Consider the following 12,096-nt stretch of genomic DNA (forward strand, 5'->3'; position numbering starts at 1 on the left):
GCCTGCCGCAAGGCCGTATCAAGATGGCCGTCAAAAGCCGCATAATGTGGCGATTCCAAGGGAACCTTTTGTGTTTTGGCCACGTCGTCTTGGTTGGACACGGGGTCCAGCGGCAGGCGCGCAGCTGGTGTCGTCCGCGACGCTGGCAAAATCCGAAAGATGCTTGCGCTCAATCTAGTCGACAGCGCGCAAGACCAAGGACGCGTTGGTGCCACCAAAACCGAAAGAGTTTGAAAGCGCAGTACGGATTGGCTTTTGTTTGGCTGTGTGTGGCACCAAATCAATTGGCGTTTCGACTGACGGATTGTCCAAGTTCAATGTTGGTGGCGCAACACCATGTTTGATGGCCAATGTTGTGAAGATAGCTTCCACTGCGCCAGCGGCACCCAGTAGGTGACCAATGGCCGACTTAGTCGATGACATTGTGAGACCCGCTGCAGCATCTCCCATAAGACGTTCAACGGCACCCAGCTCAATCTCATCACCCAAAGGCGTGGAGGTGCCATGCGCGTTCACATAGTCCAGTTCAGACGGATTGATGTCCGCCCGCTTTAGCGCCGCTGTCATACAACGGAAAGCGCCATCGCCATCCATCGAGGGCGCTGTGATATGATAGGCATCGCCTGAGAGACCATAGCCAATCACCTCAGCGTAGATCGTCGCGCCACGCGCTTTGGCATGTTCAAGTTCTTCGAGCACGACAACACCAGCGCCCTCACCCATTACAAAGCCATCGCGGTCTTTGTCGTAAGGGCGTGAGCCTTTTTCCGGCGTGTCGTTGAACGCTGTCGAGAGAGCCTTACAGGCAGCAAATCCCGCCAACGCAATGCGGCCCAGCGGCGATTCGGTGCCACCTGCGACCATAACGTCCGCATCATCCAAGGCCACCAAGCGAGCGGCATCGCCGATTGCATGGGCACCAGTGGAACACGCCGTCACCACCGCGTGGTTGGGGCCCTTAAGACCGTGCTTGATCGACACATAGCCGCCAGCCAAATTGATCAGACGACCTGGGATGAAGAATGGGCTCAGACGACGTGGCCCCTTCTCATGCATTGTCATGGTGCCTTCGGCGATCCCATTAAGGCCGCCGATGCCTGATCCAATAAGAACACCGGTACGGGTCTGATCTTCGTAGCTTTCCGGCTTCCAATTGGCATCCGCCAAAGCCTCATCAGAGGCTGCCATCGCGTAGACGATGAAATCATCGACCTTGCGCTGCTCTTTGGGCACCATCACGCTGTCGGGATTGAATGTGCCGTCGGAACCGTCACCGCGCGGAATCTGGCAGGCGATTTGGCAGGCCAAATCATCCACCTCAAAACCCCCAGGACGGCCCGCACCGGACTGTCCAGCAACAAGGCGATCCCAAGTGGTCTTGGTGTTCGCGCCCAAGGGCGTGACCATGCCAAGCCCGGTGATCACAACACGCCGAAGCTTGGTCATTGTCATGCGCGGGTTCCTGCATCCATCGTCAAAAAAGTCCTGCGAGAGCGCGGCAACGCTCAGCGCTTAACTGAAAGCGCTTATTTGGACGCGCCTTCAAGGAACTTCACCGCATCACCAACGGTGAGGATGGTTTCCGCCATGTCGTCCGGGATTTCGACGTTGAACTCTTCTTCAAACGCCATCACCAACTCAACGGTGTCCAGGCTGTCTGCGCCAAGATCGTCGATGAACGATGCTTTTTGCTCCACCTTGTCGGCTTCAACACCAAGGTGCTCGACAACAATTTTCTTAACGCGGTCAGCGACATCGCTCATGGGTACATCCTTTCATGATGTGGACTGTGACGCACCAGGCAGGGACGCCCAAGGCACGTAGGTTTTGGTGTTTCGCTCGCGGCTTAACAGGTTTCGCGGCAGAACGCTTGGCGGCCCCATATCAACCTTGTTGCCGTTCAGCAAGTCAGGCGGGTGCTATGAACCGACGTTGGAGCCAGATAATTGTGGGTTGGGCTACGCCTTTAGCCCGGCTTAGATCATTGCCATGCCGCCGTTCACGTGCAGCGTTTGACCGGTAACATAGCCTGCTTCATCGCTGGACAAATAAACCACTGCGCCAGCAACCTCGGCGGGACTACCCAGACGTCCTGCAGGCACTTTTGCCAGAATACCGGTGCGTTGGGCATCGTTGAGCACATCCGTCATAGGTGTTTCGATGAAGCCGGGGGCCACACAGTTGACGGTGATCCCGCGTGTGGCAACTTCCTGTGCCAGTGCTTTCGACATTCCCGTTAGGCCAGCTTTGGCGGCGACGTAGTTGCCTTGGCCTGGATTGCCCATGGTGCCGACAACCGACGTGATTTGTACAATGCGGCCATAGCGGCGCTTCATCATGCCTTTGATGGCGGCGCGCGATAGCTTGAAGGCGGCTGTCAGGTTCACCTGGATCACCGCATCCCAATCTTCATCCTTCATGCGCATGAAAAGCTGATCGCGCGTGATGCCAGCATTGTTGACCAAAATATCGATCGGCCCGGCGGCTTCCTCGGCGCGGGCGATCAAGCCTTCCACGTCGTCATTGTCAGAAAGGTTGGCCGTTAGCGGGATTGCCAACTCCCCCAGCTCTCCAGCTTTTTCAGCCAACACGGCTTCACGAGTGCCGGTGATAACCGTCTTTGCTCCGGCAGCGACAAGGGCTTTGGCGATCTCGCCGCCAATGCCACCCGAAGCGCCGGTAACCAGGGCTGTGCGCCCTTCCAATGAAAACATGCTCTTCCCCATAGGCTTTTGCTAGTGCGCCAGATGATCGGCAACGCGATCAACATCGTCCGGTGTGGCAACATTCAAGATGGTCGCGCCATCCACCATGCGCTTGATCATGCCCGACAGTGCTTTACCGGCACCGATCTCGATGAAAGTGTCGACGCCATTGGCTGCCATCCACTCCACGCTTTCGCGCCAACGCACGCGCCCTGTGACCTGCTCAACCAAACGAGTGCGGATCGCATCTGGCTCGGTGATCGGGCTGGCAAGAACGTTAGCAACGACAGGTTTGGCTGGTTGTTGGATCACAGCGCCGGCCAACGCACCGCGCATCACATCAGCGGCAGGTGCCATGAGGGCGCAGTGGAAGGGCGCAGAGACCGGCAAAAGAATGGCACGGCGCGCACCGGCCTCCTTGGCCAGTTCAATCGCGCGTTCGACAGCAGCCTTGCTGCCAGAAATCACAACTTGGCCTGGAGCGTTGTCGTTGGCAGCCTGGCACACATCACCTTCTGCGGCTTTGGCGGCAATCTCTTCAACGGCTGCCAAATCAAGGTTGAGAACTGCAGCCATCGCGCCCTCACCCACCGGTACGGCGGACTGCATTGCATCACCGCGTGTACGCAAGAGCTTGGCAGCGGTTGGGATATCAAACGCTCCACCTGCGGCCAGCGCCGAATACTCGCCCAACGAATGGCCGGCCAGATAGTCGGCATGCTTAGCGACCGTCACGCCTTTGGATGCCAGCGCTTTGGTTGCAGCCAGTGACACTGCCATCAAAGCAGGCTGCGTGTTGGCCGTCAGGGTCAGCTGATCTTCAGGCCCTTCAAACATCAACGTTGAAAGATCTTGGCCCAGCGCAGCATCAACATCTTGGAAAACAGCCCGCGCTTCGGCAAACCCATCGGCAAGCGCCTTGCCCATGCCAACGGCTTGACTGCCCTGGCCAGGAAAAAGAAAGGCTGTCGCCATTGGTTGTTGTCCTTGCGTTCTAGATGTGCGGGTATGTCGAGCCGCACCGTTTGGCCGCTTAGGGCTTGGAGGTCAAGATGTGGGGTACTTGTCTCGCTTTGCAAACTGGCGTATGTCCCGCCGGTCTTTCACGATGAAAGGCTCCGGCCGGGGGTTGAACGGAAGGCCAGTGCAAGCTGGCAGGTGGTGGAAGAACCATCGTCTTCCCGTGTTCCCGCTCTCGAACTTTTCTGCCATGGCTCCTCTCCCTGACGGGATGGATCGTTGGTTTGAAGAGGCTTTGCGCCGGATGATCCAACGTTTGAGGAGTTCAGTGCATGGCACTTTACGAACATGTGTTCCTCGCCCGCCAGGATGTGTCGCAGCAACAGGTCGACGCTCTTGTAGAACAGTATACCGGGCTGATTTCTGAGATGGGCGGTTCTGTCGCCAAAAGCGAATATTGGGGCATGAAAAGCCTCTCGTTCCGCATCAAGAAAAACCGCAAGGCGCACTACACGCTGATGAACATCGACGCACCGTCAGATGCCGTCAGCGAGATGGAACGCCAGATGGGCATCAACGAAGATGTGCTTCGCTTCATGACCATCCGTGTGGATGAGTTTGAAGAAGGCCCATCGGCTATGATGCGCAAATCCGACCGTGATGATCGTCGTCCGGGCGGTCGCGGTGATCGCTCCGATCGCGGCGAGCGTCGTCCCCGTCGTGACGAAGAGTCCAAACCTGCAAGCGAAGGGGAGACTGAATAATGGCTGCTCCAGCACGTCGTCCGTTTTTCCGCCGTCGCAAAACCTGCCCCTTCTCCGGCGATAACGCGCCGAAGATTGATTACAAAGATGTGCGCTTGATGCAGCGCTACATCTCTGAGCGCGGCAAAATTGTTCCTTCGCGTATCACCGCTGTCTCAGCGAAAAAACAGCGTGAACTGGCCAAAGCCATCAAACGCGCACGTTTTCTGGGCCTTCTGCCCTACGTCGTGAAGTAAGCGACTGTTTTTCAAGATTGCTGAACGCGCTGAGCACCTCAGCGCGTTCTAACCGCACCTTCAACCTCAGGATCGCGGGACAGCAAGCAGGATGAAGCCCCCTGCCCAGGCTGGCACCCCATGCCACCCACGCTGTTCCATCGCGATCCAAACAGACAAGGATCCAGAACGATGGACGTTATCCTTCTTGAGCGCGTGGCCAAGCTTGGCCAGATGGGCGAAACCGTCAAAGTGAAAGACGGCTACGCACGCAACTTCTTGCTGCCACAAGGCAAAGCGCTACGCGCCAACAAAGCCAACCTCGCCAAATTCGAAGCTGAGCGCGCACAGCTTGAAGCGCGCAACCTTGAGCGTAAATCAGAAGCTGAAGGCGTGGCAAGCACACTTGACGGCGCAACCTATGTGATCATCCGCTCGGCCGGTGAGACAGGCCAGCTCTACGGTTCGGTCGCAGCTCGCGACATCGCCGAAGCCGCAACAGCTGACGGTGTCTCCGTGGCACGTTCGCAGGTTCGCCTCGAGCGCCCCATCAAGAGCATTGGCTTGCACCCCGTGATCGTTCAGTTGCACCCAGAGGTGGAAGTGACGGTGACCATGAACGTTGCCCGCTCCGAAGATGAAGCCGAGCGCCAAGCCGCCGGTGAAGATCTGACGGTTCAAGACTTTGACGGTTTTGAGTTTGAGGACGAGATCGACGAAGACGCACCAGACGCTGATGATATCTTCGAAGTCGCCCCTGAGGATGATGAGCTGGCAATCGGTGATGATGTCGAAGAGGTCGATGAAACGGTTGCAAACAGCGAAGAAGACGCGTCAAAATAGCAATTTTCAACCAAAGCGAGTAGTAAAAGCTGGGCACATGCCCAGCTTTTACTTTTAAAGCCACGCCTTAGGATGATAGACGGGCATCGAATACTTAAATTTTACGTTGCGTTAATCACGTTCTTACTACCCTCGCGTTTACCCATGGGCATTGTGCTCGAACTCTTAGAGGGTTGTTATGCTGAATAACGTTTCCATTTCCACGAAATTAGCTGGCGGCGTAGTCGCCTTATCGACGTTTGGTTTGGTTTCCGGTGTGGTTGGCCTGGTCATGCTCAACGGCATTGAAGACCAGGTGAACCAGATCACTGATTATGCCGCGCCGATGGTCGAAACGACAGATGATCTCATCTACGCCGTGGCCGAGTCGCACAAAGTTGCGGTGGAAATCCTGGCTGACGAAGACGTCGCTAACATTCAGCTTCGATTGGGCGAATTCCAGGCAGCCGTCGATAGTTTTGACATGAATTATGAAGCGCTTGATGAGTTGCTCGTCGAAGCCGATGTCCAAACACTGCTTGAAAACGCGGCCGCCACGCGAAGGCTCTACCTCGAAACGGTCGATTCCATGGTCAGCCTGCATTCGTTGGAATTGGCTGAGGAGGCGGAAGCTCGCCTGTTGGCTGATCGCTTTGATGTTGCAGGCGACAGTCTTCTGGCTCGAACTCGAAAGCCTGGCGATGGCCAATGAGTTGGAAATGCAGCGCGCTGAAGATGAAGGTGATCGGTTGGTCGCATCAAGCACAGCCTCGGCTCGTCAAGTGAACGACCTGCTTGGCCTGGTTTTTGAGGAAGACTATCCCGCGGTTGAAGCTGCCAAGAACATCCAGATCAGCGTGGAACAGCTGGAAGGGATCGCTACGCGCTATCTTTCGGTTGAGGATCAAAACGCGCTGGAACCGCTGCGCCAAGAATTCATTGCTGTGGCGGAAGGCGCCATGCCAGCTTTTGAGATCTTGGAAACGCTTGCCGAAACCGACGCTGACAGAGCTGAAGTCAATGACATCCGCACGCTCTTCACCAACTGGGTGGCACGGGCGCAGGAGCCTGAACAGGTTTTCGACACCCACAACGATATGATGATCGCCGAACGGCAAGCCGATATGGCCGCTGAGCAAATGGACGACTTGGCAGACACTCTGATCTCTGAACTCAACCTTATTGCGTCACGAGGTGATGCGATCTCATCTAGCACTGATGAACGGGCGGCAGAGCAGGTGCATACAGCGACCCTTGTTGTTGGCGCCCTTTCGGCAATGATTTTGGCCTTTTCCTTGGTTCTGTTCGTGATCATTCGCCAAACCATCACGGCACCTCTTGTTCGGATGATCGGCGCCATGAACGCTCTCTCACGCGGGGACATGTCCGTTAAAGTGGACGAGAGCAAACGCGACGATGAAATCGGTCAACTTAACAAAGCTTTTGGTATTTTCCGCCTGCAGTCTGAGGAAAACCAAGAACTGGAACGCCAGCAAGAAGAAGCCAAAGCGCGCGCTGAAGCTGAACGCAAAGCCACGCTTGCCGGTTTTGTTGACCAGTTTGAAGCCGCTATCGGCTCGGTGGTTGAGTCGGTCTCTGATGCATCTCAAAGTCTCCAGGGATCTGCCAACACCATGACTTCCCTCGCTGAGCAGACAAGCGAGCGGTCTGTGCGGGTGGCACATGCTTCTGAGGAAGCTTCCAACAACGTGCAGACCGTTGCTTCAGCGGCAGAGGAAATCTCCGCTTCCGTGTCCGAGATTGGCCGACAAGCGAGCGACTCCTCTGATCGTGCCAGCGCAGCTGAACACGAGGCTGAGCAAACGATGGAAAAGGTTCGCAAGCTCTCACAGGCTGCTCAAAGCATCGGTGATGTCGTCACGTTGATCAAAGAGATCGCCGAACAAACCAACTTGCTGGCGCTCAACGCCACCATCGAAGCGGCGCGCGCCGGTGAGGCAGGCAAAGGCTTTGCTGTGGTGGCAAGTGAGGTGAAAAGCCTTGCTGAACAAACAGCCAAGGCCACCGCTGATATCTCCGACCAAGTGAACGATATCCAAGACGCGACCGAGTCGTCTGCGACCGCTATTGCGGGGATCAGTGAGACGATCCAGGGCTTGAGTGTCATCTCAACGTCAATTGCTGCGGCCGTTGAAGAGCAATCCTTCGCTGTTCAAGAGATCGCCAGCAATGTCAGCCTGGCAGCGCAAGGCACAACCGATGTCACCAGCAACATTGAAACCGTCAGCGCGTCGGCTAGCGAGTCGCAAGACTCAGCTCAACATGTGCTTGGTGCAGCAAGCCAATTGGCGGACCAGGCTGATGCTCTGAAGCGAGAGGTTTCAACATTCGTGGAGAACGTGCGGGCGGCCTAGAGAGGGCTTGTCCACACGCATCCCCAAACCTCACAGCATGAATCAAGCGCCGGGTTCGCCCGGCGCTTTTTTTGATTGCTGATGGCGATGCGCCATACAAGAGCGACAGACTCAGCTATGGTGATCGCCTGACCACATTGAGGCTGTTATGAATGATCTCGCCCCCTTGGCTGTGAAAGGCGCTGAAGCGCTGCGCTCGGCACCCCACAATGCCGAAGCCGAGGCCGGCCTGTTGGGCGCTATCTTGGTGAACAACGAAGCGTTCTATCGCGTCGTCGACTTTCTCGAGCCGCACCATTTTTATCTGGCCCCACACCAGAAGCTTTTTGCCACGATTTCTGAGCTGATCCGTGGCGGCAAGGTTGCAACCCCTATCACTGTCAAAACCTTTTTCACCGAGGCTGAGACCATTGGGGAGATGAGTGTTCCAGCCTATCTGCTGCGGCTTCACGCTGACGCCACAAGCATCATCAACGTCGTTGACTATGCCGGGATGGTCTACGAGTTGGCGCTGCGCCGTATGTTGATCGGGATTGGCGAGGACATGGTGAACGTCGCGTATGATGCGACGGTGGATACCTCGGCGGGGCAACAGATTGAGACGGCTGAGAAGCAGCTCTTTTCCCTGGCTGAAAAAGGGCGCGCCGAGCAGGGTTTTATCGGTTTTGACAATGCCCTAGAGCAAGCGATCCATCTGGCCACCGCTGCCTATCAACGCGACGGACATCTGTCTGGCCTGCCAAGCTACTTCAACAATCTTGATGGCCGCATGGGCGGCTTGCAGCGCTCAGACCTTATCATTCTGGCCGGTCGACCGGCGATGGGTAAAACTTCGCTGGCCACCAACATTGCCTACAATGTTGCCAAACACTGGCGTGGTGGCGTTGGCCCCAATAATGAGGTTGAAACTGAAGCTGGGGGGATTGTTGGGTTCTTCTCTTTGGAGATGTCATCGGAGCAGTTGGCCACCCGTATCTTGGCCGAACAATCGGGCGTCTCATCATCGCGCATTCGCCGTGGCGACATCAAAGCCAACGAGTTTGAGCAAGTGGTGATGGCGAGCCAGGAGATGCACTCCATCCCGCTCTACATCGACCAGACCGGCGGCCTGACAGTTGGTCAATTGGCGGCTCGAGCGCGCCGCCTGAAGCGGCAAAAGGGACTTGATCTTCTGATTCTGGATTACTTGCAATTGCTGCAAGGTTCATCGCGCCGAGCGAGCGAAAACAGGGTGCAAGAGATCACTGAAATCACCACTGGTCTCAAGGCGTTAGCCAAAGAACTGGATGTTCCGATTCTGGCTCTGTCTCAGCTGTCACGTCAAGTGGAAGCGCGTGAGGACAAACGACCTCAACTCTCCGATCTGCGTGAGTCGGGATCCATCGAGCAGGATGCCGACGTGGTGCTTTTTGTGTATCGCGAAGAGTACTATCTGCAAAGCAAAGAGCCGAAGCCGAACACAGAAGAGCATCTGGCTTGGCAGGAAGAAATGGATCGCGTGCATGGCCTTGCTGAGGTGATCATCGGCAAGCAGCGTCACGGCCCAACGGGCACTGCCAAGCTAACCTTCGAGGCAGAGTTGACGCGTTTTGGCGACTATATCGAAGACGATCATGTGCCCGACCACTACTGACTTCAACACCGTCGATCACAGCGGCGGGCACCTCACCGTCAACCTTGGTTCCATTGCTCAAAACTGGCGGCTGCTGGCCAAGCTTGCAGCCCCTGGTGAGTGCGCTGGCGTGGTCAAAGGCAATGCCTATGGCATCGGACTTGAACCTGTCGCACACACGCTTTGGAACGCGGGCTGCAAAACCTTCTTTGTAGCGCTACCACAAGAAGCTTTTGAGCTGCGGACCTATCTGCCTGATGCGACGATCTATTGCCTCGGCGGACTGACGCCGACTGGAGCGGCTGACTATGCAGCGCACCGGATCAACCCATGCCTAAACACGATGGACGAAGTGCGCGAATGGGCTGCTCTCGATGGTGAGCATCAGGCTGCCTTGCACGTTGATACAGGTATGACCCGGCTTGGCCTGACCATGGAGGAAGCTTCCTCGCTGGCACTCGACAATGCGCTGTTGGGCCGGCTCAATCTCACCCATGTGATGAGTCATCTGGCTTGCGCTGATGAGCCCACCCACCCGCTCAACAATGTGCAGATTGCCAATTTCGAGCAAGTGCGGTCGCTTTTCCCAGGCCTTCCAGGATCGCTCGCCAACTCTGCCGGCACGTTGCAGGGGGCGCGCTTTCGTCATGATCTCGCTCGCCCAGGTATCGCGCTCTATGGGGGCCAATCAGTGGTTCCTGCGCCAGAGGTCTTGCATCCAGTTGTCACGCTCGAAGCGCGCGTCATGCAAGTCCGCCTGGCAAAAGCCGGCGATATCGTCGGCTACGGCGCAACCAAAACTCTTGAGCGCGACAGCCGTATCGCAATTCTGGGCGTGGGCTATGCCGATGGTTATCACCGGCTTGTTGGCAACGCTCCTGATGCGCATGTCATGATCAATGATCAACCGGCACCGATGCTCGGGCGGGTTTCGATGGATCTGATTGCGACCGATATCACTGAACCGCATTTTGACGATGTTCGCCCGGGCATGTTCGTTGAGCTGATCAACTCCAAGCTCACGGTTGATGTGGTCGCTGGATGGGCCAAGACGATTGGCTATGAGGTGCTCACTGGTCTTGGGCCGCGCTACCGGCGCACCTTTTTGGGCGGTTAAGCTCACCAGTTTGATCTTGTTTTGTTCTCATTGATCGGCTATGAGAATGTCGAGCAACAAACGCTCGCAATTGCCTTCCTGTTCGACCACGGTGAGTGAGTATGGCCAAACGACGATCCACATTCATTTGCCAGAACTGCGGCACCGAACATCCGCGTTGGATTGGTAAATGCGATGGTTGCGGCGCGTGGAACTCTCTGGTGGAGGAGAGTGCTTCTGGCGGAGGCGGCGCCTTAGGTGGCCCGGCAAAAAGCAAAGCTGTCAAAGGACGCGCCGTTGGTCTGTCGTCGCTCGACCATGTTGAAGAGCCTCTCCCGCGCTTAGCCTCTGGCATCACCGAGTTGGATCGTGTCACCGGGGGTGGATTTGTGCGCGGATCTGCACTGCTGGTAGGCGGTGATCCTGGGATTGGGAAGTCCACCTTGTTGATGCAGGTGACAGCGGCGCTGGCGCAAAAGAATGCGCGTGTCATTTACATTTCTGGCGAGGAAGCGCTTGGGCAAGTGCGGCTGCGTGCCGAGCGTTTGGGCGTTAGCCAGGCCCCGGTTGCCATCGCATCGGAAACCAACCTGGAAGACATTCTGGCCACGCTGGAAGATGGGCCGCAGCCTGATCTGGTGGTGCTTGATTCCATTCAAACGCTTTGGAGTGCCGGCGTGGATAGTGCACCGGGCACGGTGACCCAGGTTCGTGCCTGCGCGCAGCAAGTCATCCGCTATGCCAAACGCACTGGAGCGAGTGTGATTCTGGTTGGCCATGTCACCAAAGACGGTCAGATCGCCGGACCGCGCGTGGTGGAACATATGGTCGATGCTGTTCTCTATTTTGAAGGCGACCGCACCCATCATTTTCGGGTGCTGCGCGGGGTGAAGAACCGTTTTGGTGCGACCGATGAAATCGGTGTCTTTGAGATGACTGGCAGCGGTCTCCAAGAGGTTCAGAATCCATCGGAACTGTTTCTTGGCGACCGGTTGGTGGAAACGCCAGGATCGGTTGTTTTCGCCGGGTTGGAAGGCACACGCCCTATTTTGGTGGAGATCCAAGCGCTGGTGGCGCCGTCATCCTTGGGCACCCCGCGCCGTGCCGTTGTGGGCTGGGACTCCAACCGCCTGGCCATGGTTCTGGCCGTGCTTGAAGCGCGATGTGGTGTACGGTTTTCTGGCCATGATGTTTATTTGGCAGTTGCGGGCGGTCTGCGCCTCAATGAGCCGGCAGCTGACCTAGCAGTTGCGGCTGCCCTGGTCGCCTCGCTCACCGGGCTCTCTCTGCCCTCCAAGCAAGTTTATTTTGGCGAAATTGGCCTGTCGGGCGCGATCCGCTCAGCGCCGCAAGCTGTGCTGCGCATGAAAGAAGCCGCGCGACTGGGTTTTGAAGAGGCGATCACCGCTCCGCTCGCCAAAGAGCGCGATGCCAAGACCGGCCTACGGCTGAACGCTCATACACGCTTGGAATCGTTGGTTACTGATCTGGCCGCTGCTGCCGCCTCTTCAGGCAATGCCCTTCAGCAAGCAGCCGAGTAGGCAACG

General features: G+C 56.8%; 12 protein-coding genes. 8 read left to right on the forward strand and 4 right to left on the reverse strand.

Annotated elements, in window-relative coordinates; genetic code table 11:
- Positions 1-174: 174 nt before the first annotated feature.
- The 4 genes from fabF to fabD all read right to left on the reverse strand — a co-directional run bounded on the left by fabF (position 175) and on the right by fabD (position 3,680).
- Positions 175-1,452, reverse strand: coding sequence for a beta-ketoacyl-ACP synthase II (gene fabF, locus ABWH92_RS15900; RefSeq protein ID WP_375570012.1), 1,278 nt, complete (start codon positions 1,450-1,452; stop codon positions 175-177).
- A gap of 74 nt (positions 1,453-1,526) precedes the next feature.
- Positions 1,527-1,763, reverse strand: coding sequence for an acyl carrier protein (locus ABWH92_RS15905; protein WP_375570014.1), 237 nt, complete (start codon positions 1,761-1,763; stop codon positions 1,527-1,529).
- 213 nt (positions 1,764-1,976) lie between these two features.
- Entirely contained in the window at positions 1,977-2,714 is a 738-nt protein-coding gene (fabG, locus tag ABWH92_RS15910; protein ID WP_375570016.1) for a 3-oxoacyl-[acyl-carrier-protein] reductase, read from the reverse strand.
- A 21-nt stretch (positions 2,715-2,735) separates the two neighbouring features.
- Positions 2,736-3,680 carry an ACP S-malonyltransferase gene (gene fabD, locus ABWH92_RS15915; protein WP_375570018.1) on the reverse strand — a complete coding sequence of 315 codons (945 nt, stop codon included), beginning with the start codon at positions 3,678-3,680 and terminating at the stop codon, positions 2,736-2,738.
- A 317-nt stretch (positions 3,681-3,997) separates the two neighbouring features.
- Here fabD and rpsF point away from each other — a divergent pair, with 317 nt between their 5' ends.
- From rpsF to radA, 8 genes are all read left to right on the forward strand, one after another.
- Positions 3,998-4,429, forward strand: coding sequence for a 30S ribosomal protein S6 (rpsF, locus tag ABWH92_RS15920; protein WP_375570019.1), 432 nt, complete (start codon positions 3,998-4,000; stop codon positions 4,427-4,429).
- The gene (rpsR, locus tag ABWH92_RS15925; protein WP_375570021.1) at positions 4,429-4,665 is read left to right on the forward strand and encodes a 30S ribosomal protein S18; all 237 of its coding nucleotides are present in this window, start codon (positions 4,429-4,431) and stop codon (positions 4,663-4,665) included. The genes rpsF and rpsR overlap by 1 nt, the downstream gene beginning before the upstream one ends.
- A gap of 171 nt (positions 4,666-4,836) precedes the next feature.
- Entirely contained in the window at positions 4,837-5,487 is a 651-nt protein-coding gene (gene rplI / locus ABWH92_RS15930) for a 50S ribosomal protein L9 (RefSeq protein ID WP_375570023.1), read from the forward strand.
- Positions 5,488-5,665: 178 nt separating this feature from the next.
- Entirely contained in the window at positions 5,666-6,178 is a 513-nt protein-coding gene (locus ABWH92_RS15935; RefSeq protein WP_375570025.1) for an MCP four helix bundle domain-containing protein, read from the forward strand.
- Entirely contained in the window at positions 6,123-7,841 is a 1,719-nt protein-coding gene (locus ABWH92_RS15940) for a methyl-accepting chemotaxis protein (protein ID WP_375570027.1), read from the forward strand. Before ABWH92_RS15935 ends, ABWH92_RS15940 begins: the two co-directional genes overlap by 56 nt.
- A 148-nt stretch (positions 7,842-7,989) precedes the next feature.
- Positions 7,990-9,474 (forward strand): replicative DNA helicase, encoded by a 1,485-nt coding sequence (locus ABWH92_RS15945; protein ID WP_375570029.1) that lies wholly within the window; start codon positions 7,990-7,992, stop codon positions 9,472-9,474.
- On the forward strand, positions 9,455-10,570 hold the full coding sequence (gene alr / locus ABWH92_RS15950) for an alanine racemase (RefSeq protein WP_375570030.1): 1,116 nt from the start codon (positions 9,455-9,457) through the stop codon (positions 10,568-10,570). The genes ABWH92_RS15945 and alr overlap by 20 nt, the downstream gene beginning before the upstream one ends.
- 101 nt (positions 10,571-10,671) lie before the next feature.
- Positions 10,672-12,090 carry a DNA repair protein RadA gene (gene radA / locus ABWH92_RS15955; RefSeq protein ID WP_375570032.1) on the forward strand — a complete coding sequence of 473 codons (1,419 nt, stop codon included), beginning with the start codon at positions 10,672-10,674 and terminating at the stop codon, positions 12,088-12,090.
- Positions 12,091-12,096 lie beyond the last annotated feature (6 nt).

Origin of the sequence: Ahrensia marina (genome assembly GCF_042140245.1) — a bacterium.
Taxonomy (GTDB): Bacteria; Pseudomonadota; Alphaproteobacteria; order Rhizobiales; family MH13; genus MH13.